The sequence below is a fragment of the Virgibacillus salexigens genome, assembly GCF_014905415.1.
Taxonomy (GTDB): Bacteria; Bacillota; Bacilli; order Bacillales; family Amphibacillaceae; genus Virgibacillus; species Virgibacillus salexigens.
On sequence record NZ_BNEO01000002.1, the window covers coordinates 737,092 to 761,317 of the forward strand.

Annotated in this window: 28 protein-coding genes and 1 pseudogene; 6 read left to right on the forward strand and 23 right to left on the reverse strand. The window is 33.7% G+C overall.

Annotated features, from left to right (window positions below):
• Positions 1-9: 9 nt before the first annotated feature.
• From JKP73_RS11440 to JKP73_RS11470, 7 genes are all read right to left on the reverse strand, one after another.
• Positions 10-993: an alpha-ketoacid dehydrogenase subunit beta gene (locus tag JKP73_RS11440; protein WP_038243824.1), complete on the reverse strand. Its 984-nt coding sequence runs from the start codon at positions 991-993 to the stop codon at positions 10-12.
• 15 nt (positions 994-1,008) lie between these two features.
• Positions 1,009-2,001 carry a thiamine pyrophosphate-dependent dehydrogenase E1 component subunit alpha gene (locus JKP73_RS11445; RefSeq protein WP_021291177.1) on the reverse strand — a complete coding sequence of 331 codons (993 nt, stop codon included), beginning with the start codon at positions 1,999-2,001 and terminating at the stop codon, positions 1,009-1,011.
• A 20-nt stretch (positions 2,002-2,021) separates the two neighbouring features.
• The gene (lpdA, locus tag JKP73_RS11450) at positions 2,022-3,443 is read right to left on the reverse strand and encodes a dihydrolipoyl dehydrogenase (protein ID WP_021291176.1); all 1,422 of its coding nucleotides are present in this window, start codon (positions 3,441-3,443) and stop codon (positions 2,022-2,024) included.
• Positions 3,444-3,446: 3 nt separating this feature from the next.
• Positions 3,447-4,553, reverse strand: coding sequence for a butyrate kinase (gene buk / locus JKP73_RS11455; protein ID WP_200411239.1), 1,107 nt, complete (start codon positions 4,551-4,553; stop codon positions 3,447-3,449).
• A 23-nt stretch (positions 4,554-4,576) separates the two neighbouring features.
• A complete protein-coding gene (gene bcd, locus JKP73_RS11460; RefSeq protein WP_200411240.1) occupies positions 4,577-5,671 on the reverse strand; it encodes a Glu/Leu/Phe/Val family dehydrogenase in 1,095 nt (364 codons plus the stop codon).
• 12 nt (positions 5,672-5,683) lie between these two features.
• A complete protein-coding gene (gene yqiS / locus JKP73_RS11465; RefSeq protein WP_200411451.1) occupies positions 5,684-6,631 on the reverse strand; it encodes a phosphate butyryltransferase in 948 nt (315 codons plus the stop codon).
• Between the two features lie 92 nt (positions 6,632-6,723).
• Complete coding sequence (locus tag JKP73_RS11470; protein ID WP_021291172.1) at positions 6,724-8,784, reverse strand: sigma 54-interacting transcriptional regulator; 2,061 nt, start codon at positions 8,782-8,784, stop codon at positions 6,724-6,726.
• Positions 8,785-8,917: 133 nt separating this feature from the next.
• On the opposite strand from JKP73_RS11470, the gene JKP73_RS11475 reads away from it, so the two are divergent.
• Both JKP73_RS11475 and JKP73_RS11480 read left to right on the forward strand, forming a co-directional pair.
• Complete coding sequence (locus JKP73_RS11475) at positions 8,918-9,157, forward strand: DUF2627 domain-containing protein (protein ID WP_031335513.1); 240 nt, start codon at positions 8,918-8,920, stop codon at positions 9,155-9,157.
• A 102-nt stretch (positions 9,158-9,259) separates the two neighbouring features.
• Positions 9,260-10,606: an aspartate kinase gene (locus JKP73_RS11480; protein WP_160807148.1), complete on the forward strand. Its 1,347-nt coding sequence runs from the start codon at positions 9,260-9,262 to the stop codon at positions 10,604-10,606.
• A gap of 34 nt (positions 10,607-10,640) precedes the next feature.
• Here the strand turns inward: JKP73_RS11480 and JKP73_RS11485 are convergent.
• The 9 genes and pseudogenes from JKP73_RS11485 to JKP73_RS11525 all read right to left on the reverse strand — a co-directional run.
• A pseudogene (locus JKP73_RS11485) lies at positions 10,641-10,736 on the reverse strand (sporulation transcription factor Spo0A); the annotation flags it as partial.
• A 473-nt stretch (positions 10,737-11,209) separates the two neighbouring features.
• Positions 11,210-11,626, reverse strand: coding sequence for a hypothetical protein (locus JKP73_RS11490; protein ID WP_200411241.1), 417 nt, complete (start codon positions 11,624-11,626; stop codon positions 11,210-11,212).
• An 80-nt stretch (positions 11,627-11,706) separates the two neighbouring features.
• A complete protein-coding gene (locus JKP73_RS11495; RefSeq protein ID WP_200411242.1) occupies positions 11,707-12,387 on the reverse strand; it encodes a hypothetical protein in 681 nt (226 codons plus the stop codon).
• Positions 12,380-12,592 (reverse strand): hypothetical protein, encoded by a 213-nt coding sequence (locus tag JKP73_RS11500; RefSeq protein ID WP_200411243.1) that lies wholly within the window; start codon positions 12,590-12,592, stop codon positions 12,380-12,382. Before JKP73_RS11500 ends, JKP73_RS11495 begins: the two co-directional genes overlap by 8 nt.
• Positions 12,593-12,654: 62 nt before the next feature.
• On the reverse strand, positions 12,655-13,326 hold the full coding sequence (locus JKP73_RS11505) for a hypothetical protein (protein ID WP_200411244.1): 672 nt from the start codon (positions 13,324-13,326) through the stop codon (positions 12,655-12,657).
• A complete protein-coding gene (locus JKP73_RS11510) occupies positions 13,323-13,568 on the reverse strand; it encodes a hypothetical protein (RefSeq protein ID WP_200411245.1) in 246 nt (81 codons plus the stop codon). The genes JKP73_RS11505 and JKP73_RS11510 overlap by 4 nt, the downstream gene beginning before the upstream one ends.
• The gene (locus JKP73_RS11515) at positions 13,558-14,052 is read right to left on the reverse strand and encodes a phBC6A51 family helix-turn-helix protein (protein ID WP_200411246.1); all 495 of its coding nucleotides are present in this window, start codon (positions 14,050-14,052) and stop codon (positions 13,558-13,560) included. Before JKP73_RS11515 ends, JKP73_RS11510 begins: the two co-directional genes overlap by 11 nt.
• A 14-nt stretch (positions 14,053-14,066) precedes the next feature.
• Complete coding sequence (locus JKP73_RS11520) at positions 14,067-14,477, reverse strand: hypothetical protein (protein ID WP_200411247.1); 411 nt, start codon at positions 14,475-14,477, stop codon at positions 14,067-14,069.
• Position 14,478: 1 nt separating this feature from the next.
• Entirely contained in the window at positions 14,479-14,730 is a 252-nt protein-coding gene (locus JKP73_RS11525; protein WP_200411248.1) for a helix-turn-helix domain-containing protein, read from the reverse strand.
• Positions 14,731-15,002: 272 nt separating this feature from the next.
• On the opposite strand from JKP73_RS11525, the gene JKP73_RS11530 reads away from it, so the two are divergent.
• Both JKP73_RS11530 and JKP73_RS11535 read left to right on the forward strand, forming a co-directional pair.
• Positions 15,003-15,140, forward strand: a complete 138-nt coding sequence (locus JKP73_RS11530; RefSeq protein ID WP_200411249.1) for a hypothetical protein — start codon at positions 15,003-15,005, stop codon at positions 15,138-15,140.
• 413 nt (positions 15,141-15,553) lie between these two features.
• Positions 15,554-16,105: a tyrosine-type recombinase/integrase gene (locus tag JKP73_RS11535; protein WP_200411452.1), complete on the forward strand. Its 552-nt coding sequence runs from the start codon at positions 15,554-15,556 to the stop codon at positions 16,103-16,105.
• Positions 16,106-16,490: 385 nt separating this feature from the next.
• Here JKP73_RS11535 and JKP73_RS11540 read toward each other — a convergent pair whose 3' ends face one another.
• Positions 16,491-16,886: a hypothetical protein gene (locus tag JKP73_RS11540; protein ID WP_200411250.1), complete on the reverse strand. Its 396-nt coding sequence runs from the start codon at positions 16,884-16,886 to the stop codon at positions 16,491-16,493.
• A gap of 712 nt (positions 16,887-17,598) precedes the next feature.
• Here JKP73_RS11540 and JKP73_RS11545 point away from each other — a divergent pair.
• Positions 17,599-18,522, forward strand: a complete 924-nt coding sequence (locus tag JKP73_RS11545) for a hypothetical protein (RefSeq protein ID WP_200411251.1) — start codon at positions 17,599-17,601, stop codon at positions 18,520-18,522.
• Between the two features lie 62 nt (positions 18,523-18,584).
• Here the strand turns inward: JKP73_RS11545 and JKP73_RS11550 are convergent, their stop codons facing one another.
• Entirely contained in the window at positions 18,585-19,718 is a 1,134-nt protein-coding gene (locus JKP73_RS11550) for a DUF4238 domain-containing protein (protein WP_200411252.1), read from the reverse strand.
• Positions 19,719-19,879: 161 nt separating this feature from the next.
• Here JKP73_RS11550 and JKP73_RS11555 point away from each other — a divergent pair, with 161 nt between their 5' ends.
• Positions 19,880-20,191 carry a hypothetical protein gene (locus JKP73_RS11555; RefSeq protein ID WP_200411253.1) on the forward strand — a complete coding sequence of 104 codons (312 nt, stop codon included), beginning with the start codon at positions 19,880-19,882 and terminating at the stop codon, positions 20,189-20,191.
• Between the two features lie 268 nt (positions 20,192-20,459).
• Here the strand turns inward: JKP73_RS11555 and JKP73_RS11560 are convergent, their stop codons facing one another.
• From JKP73_RS11560 to spo0A, 5 genes are all read right to left on the reverse strand, one after another.
• Entirely contained in the window at positions 20,460-20,885 is a 426-nt protein-coding gene (locus tag JKP73_RS11560; protein ID WP_200411254.1) for a hypothetical protein, read from the reverse strand.
• Positions 20,886-20,896: 11 nt separating this feature from the next.
• Positions 20,897-21,832 carry a helix-turn-helix domain-containing protein gene (locus tag JKP73_RS11565; protein ID WP_200411255.1) on the reverse strand — a complete coding sequence of 312 codons (936 nt, stop codon included), beginning with the start codon at positions 21,830-21,832 and terminating at the stop codon, positions 20,897-20,899.
• Between the two features lie 213 nt (positions 21,833-22,045).
• Positions 22,046-22,225: a hypothetical protein gene (locus JKP73_RS11570; RefSeq protein WP_200411256.1), complete on the reverse strand. Its 180-nt coding sequence runs from the start codon at positions 22,223-22,225 to the stop codon at positions 22,046-22,048.
• Positions 22,226-22,240: 15 nt separating this feature from the next.
• Positions 22,241-23,206, reverse strand: a complete 966-nt coding sequence (locus tag JKP73_RS11575) for a tyrosine-type recombinase/integrase (protein ID WP_200411453.1) — start codon at positions 23,204-23,206, stop codon at positions 22,241-22,243.
• A gap of 198 nt (positions 23,207-23,404) precedes the next feature.
• Positions 23,405-24,181, reverse strand: a complete 777-nt coding sequence (gene spo0A, locus JKP73_RS11580) for a sporulation transcription factor Spo0A (protein WP_021291169.1) — start codon at positions 24,179-24,181, stop codon at positions 23,405-23,407.
• Positions 24,182-24,226 lie beyond the last annotated feature (45 nt).

Sequence of the window (24,226 nt, forward strand, 5' to 3'; positions counted from 1 at the left end):
CTCCTTGTATTAAAATTCCGCTAGTTCTTTCATTGCTTTTTCAACTTTATCAGGGTTAATCATAAAATATTTTTCCATGGTTGGTGCATATGGCATGGAAGGAATTTCGGGACCTGCTAATCGTTGCACTGGTGCATCAAGATCAAACAAACAATTCTCTGCAATAATTGCTGCTACTTCACCAATAATACTTCCTTCTTTATTATCTTCCGTCACTAATAGCACTTTACCCGTTTTCGTTGCAGCGTCAATAATTGCTTCCTTATCTAGTGGATACACTGTGCGTAAGTCTAAAATATGTGCGTCAATCCCTTCCTCAGCTAATTTTTCTGCTGCCTGTAGAGCAAAGTGAACACATAAGCCATACGTAATAATTGTAATATCGGAACCTTCCCTTTTTATATCTGCCTTACCAATCGGTAATACATAATCTTCTTCAGGAACTTCTCCCTTCAATAAACGATAAGCACGTTTATGTTCAAAAAATAAAACGGGATCATTATCACGAATTGACGCCTTTAATAAACCTTTAACATCATAGGGAGTAGAAGGCATTACGATTTTCAATCCTGGTTGATTCGCAAAAACAGCTTCGACGGATTGAGAATGGTACAGCGCCCCATGAACACCGCCACCGTATGGTGCACGGATCGTCATTGGTACATTCCAGTCATTGTTCGAGCGATAACGTATTTTCGCAGCTTCAGAAATAATCTGGTTGACGGCAGGCATAATAAAATCTGCAAATTGCATTTCTGCTACTGGGCGTAATCCATACATTGCCGCACCAATTCCTACCCCTGCAATGGCAGATTCGGCAAGGGGCGTATCTAATACTCTCGCCTCTCCAAACTCATCAAACAAGCCATCAGTAGCACGGAATACGCCTCCTTTTTTACCCACATCTTCTCCTAATACAAAAACATTTTCATCCCGTTGCATCTCTTCTCTTAAAGCAGCGGTTACTGCCTGAATATAAGACATTACTGGCATGACAATTCTCCCTCCTTACTCTTCATATACATATCTTAAGGCATCCTCAGGCTGTGCATAGGCTGCATTTTCAGCATAATCAGTAGCCTCGTTTACTTCTTTAGCAATTTCGTCATTCACCTGTTTTTCAACGTCTTCGGATAATATATTCTCATCTTGTAAGTATTTAGCAAACGTAATCAGTGAATCTTTCTTCTTCGCTTCATCTACTTCTTTACTTTCCCGATATGTCCGATCATCATCATCACTAGAGTGAGCTGTTAATCGATAAGACACAGCCTCAATTAATGTTGGACCTTCTCCATTAATCGCTCGTTCACGAGCATTCTTTACTGCTTCGTAAACGGCTAACGGATCATTCCCATCAACCGTATAACCCGGCATTCCGTATCCTTGAGCACGGTCAGCAACTGTTTCACTTGCAATTTGCTTCTCAATCGGTACAGAAATAGCGTATTTGTTGTTTTCAACCATTGTGATCACCGGGAGTTTGTGCACTCCTGCAAAGTTCAACCCTTCATGGAAGTCTCCTTGGTTCGAGGAACCCTCACCCAAAGTAACGAGCGATACAATTGGATCTTTTCTCATTTTTGCAGCTAATGCAACACCTACAGCATGGGGTAATTGCGTTGTAACTGGTGATGAGCCGGTTAATATACGATTTTTCTTTTGACCAAAATGGCCTGGCATCTGACGACCACCTGAATTTGGGTCTTCCGCTTTTGCAAAACCTGAAAGCATTAATTCTTTTGAAGTCATACCAAATGCAAGTACCACACCCATATCACGGTAGTATGGTGCAACATAATCATGTTCTCTATCTAACGCAAAAGATGCGCCAATTTGCGCTGCTTCTTGGCCTTGACAGGAAATCACAAACGGTATCTTCCCTGCTCTATTGAGAAGCCACATTCTTTCATCGATTTTTCTAGCCAATAACATCATTTTATACATATGAAGAACCTGTTCATCTGTTAGTCCTAATTCTTTATGACGGTTTTGTGACATGCAAATTCCCTCCTTTAAAATTATCCATGTATTTGTTTTCCATCAACGGCTAACGCTGCTTCTCCAATTACTTCTGACAATGTTGGATGAGGATGGATAGAATCAGCTATTTCCCATGGGGTTGCATCAAGCACCTTCGCTAATCCTGCTTCAGAAATCATATCAGTTACATGAGGGCCAACCATATGTATACCTAATAAATCATCTGTTTGCTTGTCTGCAATGATTTTCACAAACCCATCTGCCTCCCCATAAACAAGCGCTTTACCAACTGCCTGAAAAGGAAACTTTCCGATTTTAACATCATACCCTTGGTCTATTGCCTGTTTTTCTGTAAGACCAACACTAGCTGCTTCTGGACTAGAATAAATACATGAAGGGACATGATTATAATCAATAGGCGTTGGATTTTTATCAGCCATATGCTCAACTGCAGTAATTCCTTCATGTGATGCCACATGTGCTAATTGCATGCCGCCAATTACATCTCCGATTGCGTAAATATGCGATTCCTTCGTTTGATAATAGCTATTGGTTTGAATCGAACCGTTTTCAACAATTATATCTGTATTTTCTATACCAATATTAGTGGTGTTTGGTTTTCTTCCAACTGAAACGAGCATTTTATCAGCTGCAAATTGCTGATTTTCACCATCTACCTCTGCCTCCACTGAAATTCCATTTTCTTTTTCAATTGTATCTGCTAATACTTTGGCATTTTTAACAAATGAAATTCCTTTTTTCTTTAATAATTTTTCAACTTCTTTGGCTACTTCAAGATCTTCTGTTGGAAGGATGTGATCTAAGTATTCAATTACCGTTACATCAACATCAAAGTCGGCAAGCATGGAGGCCCATTCTATTCCAATAACTCCGCCCCCGACAATAATAATTGATTCAGGTAATGCCGTCATTTTTAAAGCATCGTCGGAGGTCATAATATATTCATGGTCGATTTCCAACCCAGGTAATGTTTTTGGAGAAGAACCTGTAGCTATAAGAACATTCTTAGGGATAAGCATAGTGTTTTCCTCCCCGTTTGAATATTCAATTGAAATTGTACCAGGCATAGGCGAAAAGATACTAGGACCTAAAATGCGACCAAAACCATGATATATCTCGATCTTTCCTTTTTTCATTAATCCTTGTACACCTTGATGCAGCTTTGTTATAATGGAATGCTTACGTTCTTGTACTTTGCTAAAATTAACAGCAGTCGCCTTCGTTTCAATACCGAATTCATTAGCGCTTTTTGTTTGTTTATATACTTCAGCACTTCGTAATAATGCTTTCGAAGGTATACAGCCACGATGTAAACATGTACCACCTAGTTCTGCTTTTTCTACAATAGCTACACTCATACCGAGTTGCGATGCTCTAATAGCAGCAACATAGCCACCCGTTCCCCCACCAAGTATTACTAAATCAAATTCCTTAGCCATTTCTTACACTCCTTTGCCAATTAACGTATTAGGGTATGTTTTGGGAACTTCTTCATCTCGCAAAATACGCAATACTCCTTCATTTAAGGCTTTTAATTCATCTTCACCTGGATAAACAACCGTATCTGCAATCCAATCAATTCGTTTAATAATCATATCTGTAAATTCTTTTCCATAGGCTAACCCACCAGTTAGGACAATAACATCAACTTTACCTGAAAGTACTGCACTAGCCGATCCTATTTCCTTAGCAATTTGATATGCCATCGCTTCATAAATTGCTTTTGCACGATTATCGCCTGCAGCAATTCGTTTTTCTACTTCTCTGGCATCGCTCGTTTCTAAATACCCCATTAATCCACCATGACCCACGACCATTTTCATGATTTCTTCGCGAAAATATTCACCAGAAAAACATAAATCAATTAAATCCCCAGCCGGAACAGTTCCAGCTCTTTCTGGGGAAAAAGGGCCTTCTCCATGTAAACCGTTATTTACATCGATTACTTTGCCTTGTTTGTGTGCACCAACAGAAATTCCTCCACCCATATGTGCCACAATTAAATTCATATGTTCATACTTTTGTTGAAGGTCTGTAGCAACTTTTCTAGCAACTGCTTTTTGATTAAGCGCATGAAAAATACTCTTTCTTGGTATTTTGGCAAATCCTGAATAACGAGCAATGTCATCTAATTCATCAACAACGACTGGATCAACGATATATGCAGGTATATTTAATCCAGTAGCTATTTCATTCGCAATAATTCCACCTAAATTTGAGGCATGTTCCCCATTATACCCGATTTTTAAGTCAGAAAGCATCTGTTCATTTACTTGATACGTACCGCCTTGAATTGCTTGTAACAATCCGCCTCTTCCACAAACTGCACTTAGCTTTGAAATATTGATCCCTTCGTAATCAAGTTGTTCCAAAATGATTCGCTTGCGATACGCATATTGTTCAATAATGGTAGAAAATTGATCTAAATCATCTGGATGATGTCGGATCGTTTTCTCAAAAATACAGGAATCATTATCAAAAACACCAATTTTGGTTGAAGTAGAGCCTGGATTAATGATTAGATTTCTAAATTGATCTCGCAATAACATTACCTCCAATATCTAGTTGTACCTTAACGTCTGCTTAAAATATGATGTCCATTAAGTAGGAACTGACTTCTAGAATTTCTTTCGGATTCGATCCGCTCTTCAGCCATTCGATCCGCTGCTACATACGTAGGAATATTATCCCGATTAGATATTTCGAATACTTTTTGTAAGCTGTCGTAAATCGTTTCTACTTTTTTCATCGCTCTATCCCGATTGTAGCCTTGTAATTCATCCGCTACATTGATAACACCACCGGAATTAATGACGTAATCTGGAGCATACACAATACCTTTCTCGTGAATAATGTCACCATGTTTGGTTGATTTCAATTGATTATTTGCAGAACCGGCAATTACCTTCGCCTTTATTCTCGGAATTGTATCATCGTTAATGGTAGCTCCCAAAGCACATGGAGCATATATATCACAATCCACATCATAGATATCCTCAGGTTCAACTGCTTGTGCATCAAATGCAGTTACCGCCTTTTCAACTGCATCTTTATTAATGTCCGTTACAATTAACTTGGCACCTTCTTCATGTAAAAACTCACATAGCGCATAGGCTACGTTTCCAATTCCTTGTACTGCAACGGTTTTACCTTCTAAAGAATCATCTCCATAGGCTGCTTTAGCGGCAGCTATCATCCCTTTATAAACTCCGTAAGCAGTCACTGGTGAAGGATTACCTGAAGAGCCTGATTCGGGAGAAATCCCTGTAACAAAGTCCGTTTCCATATGAATAAGATCCATATCATGTACAGTTGTTCCAACATCTTCTGCAGTAATATATCTACCATTTAAACCTTGTATATATCTACCGAAAGCCCGAAACATTTCTGGACTTTTATCTTTTTTGGGATCACCGATAATGACCGTTTTTCCTCCGCCTAAGTTTAAACCAGCTGCAGCATTTTTATAGGTCATACCCTTAGCTAGTCGTAAAGCATCTTCAATTGCTTCTTCCTCCGTTTTATATGTCCACATTCTTGTCCCGCCTAGCGCAGGCCCTAGAGTAGTATCGTGAATTGCGATAATCGCCTTTAATCCAGAATTCTTATCTTGACAAAAAACCAATTGTTCATAATCATACTCTTCCATATAACTAAATAGTTGCATTATTAATTCCTCCTAGAATGATTTCGATGAGACAAGGGCTAATGAAATAGAATACAGTTTGTTTTCAGCTGTATCTGCCCTCGATGTTAAAATGATTGGTACCTTAGCACCGCTAATGACTGCAGCAACTTTTGCTTGTGCATAATAAACAAATGATTTATATAAGGCATTCCCCGCTTCAATAGACGATGCAAGTAAGATATCCGCATGACCCGCTACCTTTGAATCGATTCCTTTTTGGTTTGCTGCTGTTATTGAAACAGCATTGTCAAATGCTAGTGGCCCATCAATGATACATCCTTTTATTTGATTTCTTCGCTGCATTTGTGTAAGTACGGCTGCATCTATCGTTGAAGGCATAGCTTGATTCACAACTTCTACCGGCGTTATTGCTGCAACCTTAGGCACTTCAACACCAATACCTTGTGCAATTTGAACTGCATTGTTTATTATTTCTGCTTTTTGCTGCAAATCAGGAGCAATATTCATTGCAGCATCTGTAAGAAAAATCAAGCGTTCTTGATTTGGGATTTCAAACAGTGCGACATGAGACAAGATTTTCCCTGTTCGCAAGCCATATTCTTTATTTAATGCTGCTTTTAAAATATTCTTTGTAGCGATATCGCCTTTCATGAGAATATCTGCTTCTTTACTCGAAACGGATCTAACTGCAGCAACGGCAGCTTCGTCAATTTGTTCTGTGTGTTCGATTATGAGTTCCTCGGATGGCCATTGATCCATGACAAACCCTAATTCAGCTGCATCCTTTTCCATTTTATTCTTATCTCCGAATAATTTAAATCGACATAAACCATCCTCAAGAGCCATTTTCACTGCTTGAAGAATTCCTGTATCAGCAGCATTCGCAATTGCAATCATTTGTTTTCTTTCTTGCTTTGTTTTATCTTTTAATTCGTTTAATGTTTTTATTGTTCCCATATCGGCCTCCTTAGCTCCCATTCTTACTATGCAAAAATCATGCCAAAATAAACTTATTGAAAACGCTTCATTTATTAAATGTTTATCCTGCATATCTTTGCGGGTATCGCAAATTATTGCATGCTATTTTTTTCAATTTCGTATTTATCCATTTTATAATACAAACTTCGAATAGATATATTCAGATCTTTGGCAGTCTTCGTTTTATTATAATTATTGCTCTTGTATATACGCTTAATATATTGTTTTTCATAGTTCTCAACAGCAGTCTGTAAGGAATTATTTTGTTCTGTCATTTGTACCATCTCTTTTTCATTCGATTTCCCTAAAAGATTTGGCAAATGTTTCTGTTTTATAACTTCTTCGTTCATATCCATATAAATCATTGCCCGTCCAAGAATATTCTCTAATTCCCGAATGTTCCCCGGCCAATGATAATGTTTTAAAACATCAAGTACTTCATTTGAAATAGAATGAACATTTCTTCCATAATCTTGATTTATCTTCAATATAATATGATCAGCTAATAGAGGTAAGTCAGACAATCTTTCCTGTAAAGTAGGAATAAAGATAGGCAATCGATTCAAACGATAGTATAAATCTTCTCTAAACGTTTTAGCCATTATCGCTTTTTCCAAATTGATATTTGTTGCAGTGATGATTCTTACATTTATGGCAATAGGCTCGGTTCCACCAACTCGTACTATTTCATTTTCTTGCAGTACTCTTAGTAGTTTAGCTTGCATATTTAACGATAATTCGCCTATTTCATCCAGAAATATACTGCCGAAATTTGCTTCCTCAAAGAGCCCCTTCTTTCCACCAGCTTTAGCACCTGAAAAAGCCCCCTCTTCATAACCAAATAACTCGCTCTCTAAAATGGATTCCGCGATAGCTGCACAGTTTACTCGGATAAATTTATGATGTTTACGATCGCTTTCATTATGTATGGCATGTGCAAACAATTCTTTTCCAGTACCTGATTCACCTCTCAGAAGTACCGTGGCTGGTGTTTTTGCACCAACCTTTGCTTGCTCAAGAGCTAATTTCATTTCCGTAGAATTACCAATAATGTCATCAAACGTATACTTTGCTTCCAAATTACGAATAATTTGTCTTGCCCGTTTTAATTCACTCGTTAATGCTTGTATTTCAGAAATATCATGAAGTACACCTACACTCCCTTTCATTTTTCCATCCACAATCACAGGAGCAACATTAACATATACCTCTTTTTTATTTGGTCCTACCTTCATCGTGGCCCCTCGTACACCGCGACGTGTTTGTAGAACTTTCAAATGCATGCTTTCTCCTTCAGAAATATCAGTAGTTGCTGGTTTTCCAATAACATCTGCTTCTTCTAGACCAGTTATCCGAGTATACGCAGGATTTATCATGATTCCTAACCCATTCTCATCTGCTACACTAATTGCTTCATCAGATGAGTAAATAATTGCTTCCAGCATTGTTTTGATTTCTTTTAAATCCGTGTTTTCTTCCGCTAACTTCACGACCTCAGTAATATCCTTAAATACTGCGAAAGCACCTACCAGCAAGTCATCAGCGCTAATAATTGGAATTCGAGTCGTAATAACCTGCTTTCCATTCTCTAAAGTAAGCTTTTGATTTACCTCTTTCCTTCGATTTCGCAACACATGTGGTAATCTCGTATTCGTGATTACTTGTTCAATTGATTGACCTTCGAACTCCGGTTTTGCCTTTCCGACAATAGATTCCGCACTGTGATTAACAAAAGTTACTCTACCTTCATTATTTACGACAATCATACCATCGCGAATATTGTTTAAGATCAATTCCTGATTTCGCATTTGTAGTTTAACTTTATCCAAAAGCGCTTCTTTCTCATCTACCAATTCGGAAATAATATAAGCAACACTACCAGGGATAACGACTGTTTTCCGGTTTCTTGATTCAATTAGATGATCAAGAACAGTTTCATTCCCTGTAGCTTCTATAACAATATCTATATCCTTATTTATCCAATTTTTCCAACTATTATCAATAGGGATGTTGTATCTTTTTGCTAACTCAATACCAGGTGCATTATCTTTTGGATCAATTACCGCTACAATCTCCATGGTTTCAGTAGCATATAATATATTTAAAAGTATGCTACCACCTTTACCTGCGCCAACAATAAGCACTCGCTTCATCTCATCCCACCTTGCATAATTTTGCATACTATTATCATACGATAGCCTGCAATTGAATGCAAATTGTAACTTCATTCCTTTTTTAGAATTGTTTTGATATACTACAATGAGACACTAGATAAGGGGAAATAGCATAATGAGAATTATCGCAGCGCTTTTATTGTTCATTCCTGGAATCATATCTGCTATCGGAATTAAGTTAATGAGGGACTCCTTATTCGCTTCCTTTTATCCGATATTTTTCCACACAAGTATTCAGTTTATTATTGGCTTGATTCTATTTCTTGCCGGAATTGCTTTTATTGGTGGATTTATCATATACCGTGACCGAAAGCGACAACGAACCAGAGAAGAAATAAAGAAGAATAACTAACGAATTAGTCGTAATATGTACCGCTTGGCCTTTTTTTATTTTTCTAAAAAACAGAATTTATGTTATTATTTAAATTAAAAATATCATCGGGAGGAATTTAGCGTGAAAGTAGCAAAATTTGGGGGGAGCTCTGTAGCAAGTGCAGAACAAATAAGAAAAGTCGCAAATATAATTAAGACTGATCCCCAAAGAAAATTCATAGTAGTATCCGCACCAGGGAAAAGATTTAAGGATGACGAAAAAATAACAGACATGCTTATTCAATTAGGAGAAGCGCATCAACGGAACGAAACGATAGATGAATACATATATCCGATTATGAAACGTTTTAATGAAATAGTAGAAGAATTAAACCTGGAGGGGGAAATTCTTGAAAATATAAAAAATACGATCTATGCCATCCTAGAGAGAAATACAACAGTTCTTGAAAAATTAGATGCATTAAAGGCAGTCGGTGAAGATAGTTCGGCCAAAATTCTTAGTGCTTACCTTACGTTATCGGGAATAGAAGCAACTTATATGAATCCTAAAGTCGCCGGAATAATTGTTAGTAATAATCCAGGGAATGCAAAAATCTTGCCAGAGAGTTTTGATAAATTATATGAACTAAGAAATACGGATGAAGTTATGGTTATCCCTGGTTTCTTTGGTTATACCAAAGAAGAGAAACTGATTACCTTTTCTAGAGGTGGTTCTGACATAACAGGGTCAATTGTTGCAGCAGGAGTAAAAGCGAGCCTGTATGAGAACTTCACAGATGTTGATTCTGTTTATTCGGTTAACCCGACCTTCGTAGATAATCCGCAAGAAATAACAACATTAACCTATAAAGAAATGCGTGAATTATCCTACGCTGGCTTTTCTGTATTTCATGATGAAGCTCTAATTCCTGCATACAAAGAAGAAATCCCTGTTTGTATAAAAAATACGAATAATCCAGATGCACCAGGCACGTATATTGTATCTGAAAAAAAACCAAGCGAAAAATGTGTCGTTGGCATTGCTAGTGATAGTGGCTTTTGTAGTATTTACATCAGTAAATATTTAATGAACCGTGAAGTAGGTTTCGGAAGAAGGCTATTTCATATCTTGGAAGACGAAGGAATTTCTTTTGAGCATGCACCATCTGGGATTGATGATATGTCGGTTATCCTGCGAGAAAATGGTTTACCCATCGAAAAAGAAAAAAGAATTTTGGCTAGAATACAAAATGAATTAAACCCTGACCTTATCTCTATTCATCGCAATCTTGCGATGATTATGATTGTAGGAGAAGGTCTAGTAAGAACCATCGGTGTTGCCCAAAAGGCAACAACTGCGATATCAAACGCAAATGTCAATATCGAGATGATTAACCAAGGATCCTCAGAGGTGTCTATGATGTTTGGTATTAAAGCAGAAGATCTAGATAAAGCTGTAAAATCATTGTATTATGCTTTTTTTGATTAAAAGTAAGCGGCATCTATTGTAGATGCCGCTCTTTTTAACTTGCTTTATGTTCTAAACGTAAATGGTCTGCAACCATTGCAATGAATTCTGAATTGGTCGGTTTTGCTTTTGTAATACTTATCGTATAGCCACTTACACATCAAGGGTTCATAAGATTATGTTTGTTTTCATTATCATTTATTTATTGGTCTGCATTATGTAAGTTAGTTGGTAAATATTCACTAACTATTTAAATTATATTACTACCAATTCTATAAGTCAAACGATATTTTCTGGTGTCTTTACTGAAACAAACTGTTATTTTAATTAAAGCTTACCCATACTTCATTAAACCTGTCACGGCATTAATAATTTGATTTGAACTTTCTGACTTTTAGGTAACACTCCAAACTATTTTTTGCTTATTATTCAGTTTGTGCCGTAGTAACATTATGGATTTTCTTTATAAAGTATCAACTTTTCGATTAATATTGATGTTTTCCTTAATTAAGCCCGCCATTTTATTCAACTGTTTGTTTTTTTATTTCATTTAGTTCAATTTCAATTTGAATGGCTGCTTGTTAATTTTTGTTTCAGAAACCATTGCTTCATTACTTAATTTACTCAATCTATACTTTCTAAATCTATAGCATGTTCAATTAATTCCCTTTTTAATTCATTTATGTCCTTATCGTTCGCTACTTCCATACAATAATCGGTGATTATTGTATCGGCAACTTCATCACTATATTCAAAGCCTATATACTGTATTAGTTCTTTCGATACATAATCTAAACTGCCTAAATTAAGGTATTCATCACTAATTTTTTGTCCAAACTCTTCCAGGCTTAACTGATACAATCTATTAATTATTTCTTTACTAGAGATTTTACTATCTTTCATACTAAATACGTTTCTATCAATAATATCATCAAGTTGCCAAAACAATTCATAGGAAGTTAATAATGTCTTTGAAACAATATCGCTATCTAAATTATTAATTCTCATTATTTGTTCTTTAGGTTTCATTTCCTTAATCATCTCCTTCATCTCCATTATAAAGGAAACTTAAGTAAACAAATTTGCTTAATTTCAATTTACTACGATATCTATTGTATCTGTTAGTTATCTGTAGTACCTTTTAATGCTTGTGTAATTGATTCTGAATCTATTTCAAATTCCATCATGTTTATGCTTTCTGTGTGTATTCCAAGTGTTGCTATTAGTTCAAAAATATATTTACTTTCAACTGTTTCTAAACTTTTCTTTACTGTTTTTTCTGTATTAATTGCATGTGAATACGCTGCCCCCATATCCATCAATTTTAATAAATATTGCTTTTTTAATTGCTTCAGTTCATCAGCGTTATGGTTAATCACTTTTAATAATCCTTTTATATATTCCTTGCTTATATCATTCATTTCACTTACTAAAACAAAAATATCTTCTTCTCTGTATTGTTCTACCTTCTTTAATTCATACCCAGAATTCCTTAGTACCTCTTCGTTTTCCTTTAATAATTTATATACTTCTTTTAACTGTTCATCTGTGACACCAGCTTTATTCTGATAACGAGTGAATAATTCTTTATACTTCTGATATTGCTGATTGTATAACACTAAATTATTATTATATGCTTCTTGTAGCCCCTGCAAATTTGAATCATATGAAATTATTAAGTGCTTCAGTTCATCATTTAATTGATGCATGCGTTTAATCGCTTTAGGTGTAACATCATGTTCAGTGGGTTCTTCCTTAGTGGTAAATAATTCTTTAATCCAGCCCGTTAATTTCCTAATCATACAACTCAAACCCTTCTATTAGTTCAATAAGTTTTTCCCGGAATTTTTCAGCATCATCAATACTTTTAAAGTAACGCTTGTAAGTGGTAGTTTCACTATCTTGATTTACTGTAATATTAAGTATTGGATAATCTTTTTCTATTGTGTGTCGTTTGACAACTGCCCTTCTACTTTCTTGTGAGTTTTTACCTTTATTATTTTTCATGTTAGATTCCCTTAGATTCCCTTCAATAGAAATAAAAAAGGCTGAAGCTTACAAAGCCCCAGCTATTTCTGAATTATTTTTTGCTTATTGTATTCTGCCATAAAAGAAGGACTAATTTTCCGATTACGATATACTTCATGTAGTTCAATATTTCCAATGTTAATATCACTACCTTCTTCCATAGCAAACCATTTAAAATATGGTGAATAATAATCAATATAATTATAGTTTTTTAATCCAGCATCAACTTCAACATCACCTATTTTTCTTTCCAGCATATACATTCTAAATTCTTCCTTCGAAATATCAGCTACCTGTTGTAAAAAATCATGTTTTGCTTCCATTAATTTTTTATAAGTTTTTGCTTGTGATTTCTGCTTTTCTAGTTGAAATTGTTGTTGCATCTCTTCATACTTTTGATATATAGTTGCAAGTTCTTCCTGTTCTAAAGAACTGATATCATTTACTTTAGCTTCTGCAACTTGAAGCAATTCCTGTTTGCCTTCTACAATACTTTTAGCTTCCTGATAAACTGATATATCAAAATCACCTAATACATAACCCTTATACATTTCGTGTTTTTCAGCATCTAAAACTTCTATTTCTTTAATAAGACTATCTACTTCCTTTTTAGCTTTTTCAAGTGAATCTGCGAAACGTTTCTTTACCATTTCAGCTTTATCAATTAATTTCTGTATATCTGTAATTACTGTTGATTCTTTATCTTTCATCATTCATTTCCCCTTTTTTCAAATGCATCTAACCGTTCTGTCAGTTCCATAATCGCCCCTGCCTGTTGTTCTAATAAATTCTGAATATCCTGTGTGGTCATTTTGTTTCCACCATCACGAATATCAATTGTTTCTGCATTGGATTCTTGTTTCTTATTTTCATATTCAGCTTTTACCTTTGCTTGTTCTTCAGCTAGTTTCTTTGCCTGTTCCTTTACACCCTGTAAAATATACTTATTCGCCATCCTCAATTTCCCCCGTATTATTATTTGTTTTTAAACGCCGGAACAATGCTTCTTTTTTCTCTTGCAATGTACGATTGTCTCTTGAAGGCTGTCCATTTGGTGCTATTCCCAACTTCTCCATAGCTTTATGTTGTTCGTATTTTACAACATATTGAAAATGGTCTGTGAACATTTGGATATCTTTATCACTTGGATTAGCACTATTAACCCTTTCAAGTATGTGCTTTTTAACAACTTCGTAAGCCCTAATTTCGTCTGAAGAAATGACTTCCCCCTTCAAATCCTGAACATACTTAGAGAAATCTATATCTTTATTCCATTTGCTTAAAGTTGCCGAAGATAAACTGTTTTTGCGACAAAATTCCTGTACTGTTAAACCATCATTTAATTCATTATCAACCCAAGCCTTGGCTATATTTTGCTGTCTTTCTGTTAAACCAGTAGGTACTGGTACTGCATCCATATCTTTAATGATTTCACCCACGTTAACTTCCCCCTTCATATTCTTAGAGTTTCAAATGCTAAATTTACATTCTGTAATGGTTGCCAGCTATCTAATTTTGAAATAACTGGTTTTTGAAAGAAATTAGTGTCTATTAATTTTTCAATAATAACTACTGCACGTTTAACACACTGTTGAATAATAGCACCCTTAATATCCTGTAAGTAACCAAGTGCTTTATACTTATGTCTAGTTGCATAATTACGGTAACAACCCATATGTGAATGAACATTATCTTTGGTTCTTCGATATTTAACACTGTATTTAAATTCTTCATGCTGTACCGAATAAAGTATCTTATCAATTTCATTTAATAATGCATCTATTGAATAGTACCCAGCGTGTAAAGCTTGTTTTATATTTTCTAGTATTTGTATTTGGTGTTCAAGAGTGTTGATTGTAGCCACCCTATAACACCCCTTTCCGATTCTTATTAAGTTTAGTAGCCTGTCTAATATCCTTAATAAGCTGAATTTCTTTATCATGTAAGCCTTCATCAGCAAACACTTTTTTTAATTTCGTTTCTGTATCGTGATTCAACTTTCTTTCACCAAGTTCCACCAATGAGACATAGCTTCTTGATAAACCAGCTTTTACTGCTAATTCATGTTGTGATAAATTGCTGATATTTCTAAGGTACTTTAATAGTCCTGGTTCCATACTGCACTACCTTCCTATTCGATTTCAGTAGCGATATGCTACAATTAACCAATTAAAAAAGTAACCAGCTTTATTAGCCAGTTACTTAAACCCGTAACAAAAGTAAACAATTGAATGTACACAATGGTCCATCTGCTTGTATCATTTAAAGCAGCTAACCATTTCCTACATATAGGTATTTGAAAAGCAGTAAAAGTAAGACGGTAACTAAACAAAAAATGATATACTTGAATAAATAAAAAGCGTTAATAATACTTAGGATGGTGAACGGAATGGAACAGAAAATTTTAGAAATACTTACAGAATTGCAGAAAGAACAGCAAGAACAAAAAGAGTTTAGGCAGGAAGTTAGAAATGAATTTAAGGCACTGAACGATAAGTTGGACTTACTAACCAAACAAATCAAGTAATACAGAAAAATAATAAATATAATCTTGTATCTGAATTAATTACTGAAATATCAAGGGTTAAATTTTGGTGCGTATTTTGTTAAGGCACTAACTTCCAGAGTTACCTACCCCCGTCCCCAGTTGTACCCCCCTTCTTCTTTTTCAGGTTATACTTATTTGAATACTAATTTTCAATTGCTAAGAGTTTAAATAGAACGATTAAAGCCCCTACCCCCTTTTTGAAATAGAATTCACCTTTAGTGCAAATTAATTTAATGTAAGAAAATAGATAAAAACTTACATTCATTTCACCTTGTTTATTGACTTCATCATGTTTATCACTTATTCTATTAACATCTTAATATAAACATACATTCAAAACCCTTATTTTACTGGCGTGGAAAGGTGTCGTATTAAAAATGATGAATAAAAATATAAATCAATTAAAGGATGTTCAACCTATTAGAAGCAAGGAACAAATTGAAGATATGAAATGGTCGCTGAAAAAATGGTGTAATGAACGTGATTACATACTGTTTCTTTTAGGAATCAATTCAGGTTTACGTGTGGGCGATATGCTGAACTTGAAGGTGAAGGATGTAAAGGAGAAAAAGATAGTAACCATTCAGGAAGGCAAAACAAAGAAGAAAAGAAAAATTTATATCACTAATATTTATGATGAAATTCAGTCATACGTTAAAATTGTGCAATCTGAATGGTTGTTTCCTAGTCGTAAAGGTGATAAGCCTATCAGTACTACACAAGCATATAGGCAATTAAATAAAGCTGGTGAAATGGTGGATATACCTGAAGGAATAGGAACGCATACCATGAGGAAAACATTCGGCTATCACTTTTATAAACAGTATCGTGATATGGAAAAGCTTCAACAAATACTAAACCATTCAGATATAAAAGTTACTAAAAGATATATAGGAATAACTGAAGATGAAATAAACGATACACTGGAATCATTTGTACTTTAAAGAATCAGGAAATAAAGCTGGTTTCTTTTTTGTTGTAAATTAATATTCAATAATAAGTGTCAAGTAAAATTTCTTTGCATTATTTCTGTTTCTTTCTGCAAGGTTCGATTAATGTATAAATTTAACCAGTTCCGCAACAGTGCAAACTTTAACTATGTTCACAATTGAGGTAACCGCTATTTCTTTTATAGCACCATATAGTTACCCTGTTCACTCCTTGTGATTACTGCAATTGTAGTTATTAAAGTCCTTTTATCAGTATGTATTAAATGCCTACACTGCCTGTTTTTTATGACACAATTATAATATATAGAAGGTACACTCAGCATCTAAATTAAAAAATCATTTCACTGGATGCACCTGTACATTTTAGCAATTATTTTTCCTATAGACTATCTGTCTTTGCTTCTTCTCTCTCTACATAGTTTAGATAGTTCATATAATCTTCTAAAGCATCATTAATGAAAGCATTTATTTTATCAATATGGCCACCATTAGTGCGTAAATATAACTGTTTTTTAATTTCTGCTGACTTTTCAAGCATATCAGGTTCAGGAAGTTCTTTTTCTTTAGTTTCATAAAGTTCTAACATAAATATAAAATGTTGCACTGCATCAAATAGGAATTCTTCAAAATCTCCATTACAAACATCTATTCCATATTCAGTAGACATTTTCAAAAGTATGTCTGTACGCACTTCCAATGTACTGCCCTGAACGTTACCTATTGGCATATAAGGTATTACTTCAATTTCACCAGTTAAAATTTTTGTGTTTTTCATTGTAATCATTCCATCCCTTTATATTCATGGTAGTTTTAAATTTCTTTACAAACCTACAACAAGATTGATTCCATATTCAGACTAACTACTTGAACTTATTAAAAATTCTCCAAAATCTTGTTAACCTTGTGCAAATCTTTTGAACAACTTCTGTTAAAGTCCTTTTAACTCGTTCCGTTCAAATTACTTACACTTAACTATAGCCACTTGAACTATATCCAGTGTAACCATATTGTTTCATACAAGTACAAAATCAAAACCCATTGTCGAAGAAAGGGCACTTCTCCAATACGATAAATATAGAACCAACCAATCTGAATAAGTACTATCTGATAAATACTCGCCATTTCAGCTTCAGATTAATTTTTAGGTTTTAATAATGTGGGAAGTGGTTTTCTTCCCGTTGCGTAGCAACTTAATCTATTGACTTTTTCTAGGATAATACCAATAAGACTAGAAGGGAAGAACACTAAAAATCAACCTCAATCCCATGTATGCCAACAGTTCAAGTCACTTTGTTCGTGGTACACTCTCACCGCAAATCCAGGCATTTGGGGTACAATTTCACCGCATACATGACATTTTGATAATTTTCATGATGCAAAGAAAAATAAAATTTCGTTATTTGTCTTACTTTGTATCCCTTTCATGTACCTATTGTTGCAAATGTTTATTCTATGCAATTTTTAAAACTTGAAAGGATTGGTAATGTATGACAAAAGAAATTGGTAATTACTCAAATATGGAAACTGGTGAAGTAGTAAGTAATGGATTATTAATTAGAAACCCTGAATCTTATTCCATTATTGAAAAAGAAAAAGAAGCAAATAGAAAGACTTATTTACGTGGTCGGAGAAAGAAAAGTGAGTTTGAAGAACTCGTTGGAAGATTTACTTTTACATTGTCCAGTACCATTAAACAATTAAACCAAGATGATAGATTTACTCAAACTGAAAAGGCACGAATAATCTATCTAGGTACTTATGTTTCATATCAAGAAAAAGGAAGCTACCTTACCCATGATAATGGTAATCTGATATTAAAGAACAAATTACAATCACTGTTAGAAATGACCAACAAAAAAGAGTTTTACAAATTCTATAATAAAATGTTGGAAGCCGGTATTACTCAGGAATATATTATTAATAAGTCCAATGTTAAAGTAGCTTGGTCAAATGATTATAATTTTCGTGGAACCGCACCAGCATCAGAACTAAAAGAGAAGAATCTGATAAAAACTTTTGATAAACAAATACGTGAATTATATAAAGAAAAAGATAGTAAAGGAAAAAAGGTACACACGCCAAACAATCTATATACACTATTCATGTTACTTCCATATGTACACCCTGAAAGTAATATGCTTTGCCTTCATCCTGAAAACAACATCAATGAATGCCAACCATTAACTATAACTGAAATCGCTAAATTGTTTGGATATAATCGCACAAATGATTTAAAGCGTAAATTGTTTAAAGTTAAATTAAAGGGATTACCAGTTTTTTCAACTGTTTCTAATGCTAATTTAACTCATATACTTTTGAACCCGTTTATAGTATATAGAAGTAATAAATCACCTAACGATGCATTAATGATGCATTTTAATGATACTGCTACAAGATTGGCTAATAAATAATAAGAGACGCCTGGATTAATGGAAAGAAAGATAATGCTATATTTTCCAGGCATCCCTATTCTTTACTTCACATTTTCAATATATAATTCATTTATTCCTTTTTCAATTGTCAAACTCGGTTTAATTTTAAATTTATTGAAACGTTTATACCTCATATTATCTAGTACTTCCATTATTTGATTAAATTTGTCCTGACAACAATTTTTGAATTTTTTCCCACTATTACATAAGCATCTATCATTTCTACCTATTTCGTTCTTTATAAACTTCGTATATTTAAGGCTTACGAAAAATTCCCACAGTTCTTTATCTGTATCATAAAAAAATATCTCTTTCTTTATAGTCGAACTAGCTGAGTCTCCATTATCATATATCCCTATAGAACCTACTGGTGATTGAAACTCAAAAGTTTCTAAGTATTTATTAACTAAAGCTATTTTTTCACCTATACACTTAATATAACTATTGTTTATAATACACTTATTTACCTTATTTACTTGGTTCTCAGTCAGAACATTAATTTTTCCTTTGTAAAGGTATTCAGGTGTCTTACCATTAGAATAAGCAACATAATATTTACTTGATAATGGAATAAGAATTATAATATCCTTCAAACCTAGATTCCTATTACTAATATTTAAAAACCTTCCCTTAACATTTAAGGAAGCTGAAGAAATATATTGGTCACTTAAAAGGAAGGCACTTTCATCACTTTTTATTAAGAAAAAATCATAATAGTTAATAATAGCTTGGCTTAATTTCTCGATATAATTTGAGTTCATGATACTATCTAACAAAAGGAATATTCTATGTTTTTTATCAGACATATTAAACGAAAACTCATGTAACAATGCACCACTACGATAATAAAAAATGATAAATTCCTTCATGTACTTATCGATTTGGTTTTTAATAAGTTCAAAAGACGATTGTTCATTTTCGAAATCATCGATTAATTCTAATATATAATTTAAAGCTGGTGAAAAGTATCCTTCTATTTTGCTAAAAAACGTTTCTAATTCATTTACTTCAAGTTCAGGATGTTCGTATGTATATGTTTCTGACATAGATTGCCTATAATTCGTTAGATATACTTTTTTCTTATTTACTAAAGCTTCTGCTACTTGATTTTTCTCATTAGCAAACTTCTCTAATATTCTTTGTGATATGTAATGCTGATTTTTGACTTCACTCATTAATAATACCTCTATTCGCTTTTATCATTTACCTTATAATTCGACAACAGGAAAATAAATCCTTCTTCAACTTACTGTCTGAATTTCTCCCTTTAGCTGTTTATGGTTTGTAAAACAAATAAAAAATCTAAAACAAGTTAAGGGTAAAGGTGAAATTTACAATGATAAGAAAAAAGGAATTAGATTTACAAACAGAACAACATAACAAGTTAATAACAGATATAGTAGAAAAATCACTTGCTGGAATTACAATAGATGAAATTGTGGGGTTAAAGGAATTATGTGAAAAAAACCGATATGAATTTTACAACCGTGTTAAGTTAAAATACATTGCACACTTAGGTTTATTAGGAATTGACTATAAAATAACAATTGAAATTGAAGAAGCAGTTTTCTTTTTCATTCATGATATTATTCACCAGGTATCTACAAATAGAAATGTTGATGATAAAATTGATATTAAAATTTTATAAGTTTGAACAAAAGGGGAACTGATAATACAGTTTTCCTTTTTTGTTTATTTTTAGTCAAATAAGCCCTGTGTATACGGACTGAAGATGGTATTTCATGTGTTACCCATCATTTGAATTGCTGTGCTTCAGATTTACGGCTTTTAAAAATAGTAGTATATAACCTTGATTCACTGATAACAGTTACACCTCGATTGATAAAACCACTTAATTGTAGGTTTTGCTTTTCATCAGCATCAAACCACGAGTGAAAGCCTATGCATGCGGTAAATTAGAATATCTGCAATATCTTTTGCCACACAAACCACGGTTCACCATCTTTTATAACCATTCTTACTTCTTTAGCTACTTCAGAATCACGTAACAACAAGCAAATTCTCAGAATCGCACGTTTTGGGAATAACCTTAAACCCCTGTTAGGAATTTCAATAATGCTTCCATCTTTTAGTGTAGCAATTGTTTTTCCAGCCTTATTTTCTAATCGTTCAAGTTGAAATTTTAGCAATTCAAGCACCTTATCCTTTTTAATTAGTGCATATCCATCAGATTCTAGTTCGCTTTTAAATCTTGTTACCAATGAACCAATGGCATCAATACCAACTTCCGTAAATTTAGCAACTTGCTGTCGCGTTCCCATTTCTAATTGTGGAAGCAACAGCAACCCACCAACTTTATGAAGTACTTCCACACGTTCCATGCAACATCTGACTAGGCTTCAAGCCAATTATAATAAAAAGAAGTATCCCTATTTGGCGGTTTACTTTCCCCCATGTAATAACCCCTGTATTTTATTCTGTCTTTGTAAATCTTTTCAAATAAAGCCGATATACTTTTAGCAATTCCACCAAAATATAAAAACTTGTCCACTTTTGCAATTGCTTTTAACGCGATTCCGTATGTAAATTCAGTGCAGTTACTTCCAACTCGTAAAGCAAGAACTAAAGCACAAGCTTTTATATCATCATGGTAATTTCCTACCTTAATCATTTCATAAAGCTGTTTTTGATATGGATTAGTTAAATATTCATCTAGTTGTTTAGCTTCTTTTTGTAAGATTTGTGAACTGTTCAATAAATCATTCTCGACGGAATCCCCTATATTATTTTTTTCTTGTTCAAAAATAAAATAGTTATAACTGATAGGATTCGTTTTTTTACCTTCAAATCCTTGTGTATCAACGGTTACTGCATTCCCTTGTTCTGCAACCTGTTCTGCAACGTGACCTGCATTTTCGTTATTAATATCTTCAATTTCTTCTATCTCATTTATGTAAAAAACGTTTTTTAGTATTTCCTGATAATCAGCATGATTTTTATAGACAAATACGTATTTATTTTTGCCATCTGCTAATCCGGCAACTAAAAATAGTCCAGTTTCCTTTAAAGCTTTCACGGCACTATAAACAGTTCGTATTGAAACACTTGCCTTTTTTGCTAAAGTTAAACCGGAGACTTTGCAAATACCACCAACGCTTAATAAATATATAATAATATCCAACACTTTATATTTTTTTGTTCCAGTTGGAAATAACCTGTTAAAGCTGCCCGCAAATGATAAATTTATTTCCATAATAATTTGATTTTTAATTTTGATGCTAGGCTTTTCTATATAGTGCTGCACATCTTCATTATATGCTGTATGCATGTTACGTTTTCCCCTTTAATGAAGCAAAAAACATACAATATCCCTTAAAATAGGCATTATTTAAATAAACCCTTGAAATTTTATGATTTTTTCAGTAAAATCAAGGTGATATATTAAGGTATTGTACGGATTTTACCGTATATTTTATGAAGTCCAGCCACTGCAATGGTTGGGCTTTTTCTTATATTTAAATCGTTTTAAAGGCTGTTTCTTTCAGCTAAGGCTTTTGTATTCAATTTCTGTTTGAAGCCTAGCAAATGCCCTTTTACCAGCTTCTGTATACGTTCCAGCTACTCTATTTTTTGTACTGAAAACATCTGAAACCTGTTTTGTGTACCAATGGATAGCTTCTACCGTTGTCATCGTATCTAAGTTCGGTAATTGAATATTCATTTTGTTTTCATCCCCCTAAATCTTCAGATTAGTTAATGGTGAGTGTTTTTGATATTTAACACTGATTTCTTTATCTGTAAAATCCAAGTATGCTTTCTGTGTTACCTCAGCACTTGAATGCCCTAGAATACGTGATAAAGAAACCCAATCGCCACCATTTAATAAGTAGTATTTTGCAAAATTATTTCTTAACTGGTGTGGATGAATATTAACACCAACTTTTTTTCCTGCTTCTCTAATAGACTTTTCAAAATTTCTTATTTCAAGTTGAGTACCACGAATTGTTGGAAAAAGGAAATCACTATTTGAAAACCTGTCATGGTATTTCAACCAGCGTTTTAAGTCATTAGACATTTTAAACGAAAAATACACGTACCTTTGTTGTTTATTTTTTGGATTTTCAATAAGGATTGCTTTATTTTTAAAATCAATTATTTCTGGTTTAATTCCCAAACATTCTGAAATTCTCATCCCTGTATCCAACAGCAAACGTGTTACTACCCAATTTCTAAAACCATGAAAAGTTGTTGTATCAAATTTTCTTAACACTTTTACCATATCTTCACTACTTAACAACGGCTTTTGTTTCCTTTCCGGCTTAATGTTTTCTATATTTTTAACCGGATTTATTTTTAATTCATGTTCTACATTGTGCAAGTAGTTAAAAAAAACTTTTATGTTCCGTAAATAATTAGATATAGTTGTATCACTTATAGGCTTCTTATAATCATGCCTATTACTAGGGTGATTTACATTTAAAGAACCATCATTTGTAACAACTGTGTATTTCCCCCTTTCACGTAAATATTTAATATAATGTCTTATATGTGCAGATTTAACTTTACCTACTTCATCAATCTGAAATTCATTTTCCAAGTAATGACTAAATAAACGTAAAGTTTGTTCATAACTTCTTAATGTCTTTTGTGATAAATTTTTACTGGAACAATAAAGCATAAAATTATCAATTTGCAATTCCATATCAGATAACAACAAAAAAGACACCACCCTTACTGATTTGATTTACAAACCAATAAAAAAATGATGTCTTTTGGAAAACAAACGGTTTATTTATAGCCCTAAAATAGCCAAAAAAGAAGTTTATGGGTATCTATACACTGGTTTACAAATATTGGACAAGTGCTTTAAAACCAGTAGTACCAACGGTTTACAAACCCATTAACTTGCTTTATGTTCTAAACGTAAATGGTCTGCAACCATTGCAATGAATTCTGAATTGGTCGGTTTTGCTTTTGTAATACTTATCGTATAGCCAAACAACGCAGATATAGAGTCAATATTTCCACGACTCCAAGCTACTTCAATAGCATGTCGAATGGCCCTTTCGACACGGGATGCCGTTGTATTGTATTTTTTAGCAATATCAGGATAGAGCACTTTGGTAATCGATCCTAATAATTCAATATCATTAAAAACCATTGTGATTGCTTCCCTTAAATACATATATCCCTTTATATGAGCAGGTACACCAATTTCATGAATAATATTAGTAATGCTCGCTTCTAAATCCTGCTTTTTCTTTTCTTTCCGATTCACCTTTGTTACTCCTGTACTAATTGCACTCTGACCTTGTACCTGTCTAATTTGGTCAGCTAAATTGTCTAAATCAAAAGGTTTGAGAATAAAGTAAGCTGCGCCTAGATCGACAGCCTTCTTCATGACTTCTTCTTGTCCAAAAGCTGTAAGCATAATAACATGTGGTGATTTACCTTCTGATGAACGAATTGCATTTAAAACAGCAAGCCCATCGATATGCGGCATAATAATATCTAGAACAAGCACATCAGGTTCAGACTCTTCTAGCATTGCAAGACAATCTCGACCATTATATGCCTTGCCTATAACTTCAATATCTCCCTGATCTTCGAAATAATCTTCCATTAATTGAACTAATTCCCTATTGTCATCAACTAAACAAACTGAAATATTCTCCACTAAAGCTCCTCCTTTTATGTAATACAAAACTTATCACTATTTTAC

Coding starts and splice junctions, on each gene's coding strand:
- JKP73_RS11490 (WP_200411241.1), bottom strand. CDS start 11,626: ATGATTAAGGAAATGAAACCTAAAGAACAAATAATGAGAATTAATAAT.
- JKP73_RS11445 (WP_021291177.1), bottom strand. CDS start 2,001: ATGTCACAAAACCGTCATAAAGAATTAGGACTAACAGATGAACAGGTT.
- JKP73_RS11545 (WP_200411251.1), top strand. CDS start 17,599: ATGACAAAAGAAATTGGTAATTACTCAAATATGGAAACTGGTGAAGTA.
- bcd (WP_200411240.1), bottom strand. CDS start 5,671: ATGCAACTATTTAGTTATATGGAAGAGTATGATTATGAACAATTGGTT.
- JKP73_RS11550 (WP_200411252.1), bottom strand. CDS start 19,718: ATGAGTGAAGTCAAAAATCAGCATTACATATCACAAAGAATATTAGAG.
- JKP73_RS11505 (WP_200411244.1), bottom strand. CDS start 13,326: ATGATGAAAGATAAAGAATCAACAGTAATTACAGATATACAGAAATTA.
- JKP73_RS11470 (WP_021291172.1), bottom strand. CDS start 8,784: ATGAAGCGAGTGCTTATTGTTGGCGCAGGTAAAGGTGGTAGCATACTT.
- JKP73_RS11560 (WP_200411254.1), bottom strand. CDS start 20,885: ATGGAACGTGTGGAAGTACTTCATAAAGTTGGTGGGTTGCTGTTGCTT.
- JKP73_RS11510 (WP_200411245.1), bottom strand. CDS start 13,568: ATGGCGAATAAGTATATTTTACAGGGTGTAAAGGAACAGGCAAAGAAA.
- JKP73_RS11530 (WP_200411249.1), top strand. CDS start 15,003: ATGGAACAGAAAATTTTAGAAATACTTACAGAATTGCAGAAAGAACAG.
- JKP73_RS11540 (WP_200411250.1), bottom strand. CDS start 16,886: ATGAAAAACACAAAAATTTTAACTGGTGAAATTGAAGTAATACCTTAT.
- JKP73_RS11575 (WP_200411453.1), bottom strand. CDS start 23,206: ATGGAATTGCAAATTGATAATTTTATGCTTTATTGTTCCAGTAAAAAT.
- JKP73_RS11570 (WP_200411256.1), bottom strand. CDS start 22,225: ATGAATATTCAATTACCGAACTTAGATACGATGACAACGGTAGAAGCT.
- JKP73_RS11440 (WP_038243824.1), bottom strand. CDS start 993: ATGCCAGTAATGTCTTATATTCAGGCAGTAACCGCTGCTTTAAGAGAA.
- JKP73_RS11565 (WP_200411255.1), bottom strand. CDS start 21,832: ATGCATACAGCATATAATGAAGATGTGCAGCACTATATAGAAAAGCCT.
- JKP73_RS11525 (WP_200411248.1), bottom strand. CDS start 14,730: ATGGAACCAGGACTATTAAAGTACCTTAGAAATATCAGCAATTTATCA.
- JKP73_RS11555 (WP_200411253.1), top strand. CDS start 19,880: ATGATAAGAAAAAAGGAATTAGATTTACAAACAGAACAACATAACAAG.
- yqiS (WP_200411451.1), bottom strand. CDS start 6,631: ATGGGAGCTAAGGAGGCCGATATGGGAACAATAAAAACATTAAACGAA.
- JKP73_RS11500 (WP_200411243.1), bottom strand. CDS start 12,592: ATGAAAAATAATAAAGGTAAAAACTCACAAGAAAGTAGAAGGGCAGTT.
- JKP73_RS11495 (WP_200411242.1), bottom strand. CDS start 12,387: ATGATTAGGAAATTAACGGGCTGGATTAAAGAATTATTTACCACTAAG.
- buk (WP_200411239.1), bottom strand. CDS start 4,553: ATGTTATTGCGAGATCAATTTAGAAATCTAATCATTAATCCAGGCTCT.
- lpdA (WP_021291176.1), bottom strand. CDS start 3,443: ATGGCTAAGGAATTTGATTTAGTAATACTTGGTGGGGGAACGGGTGGC.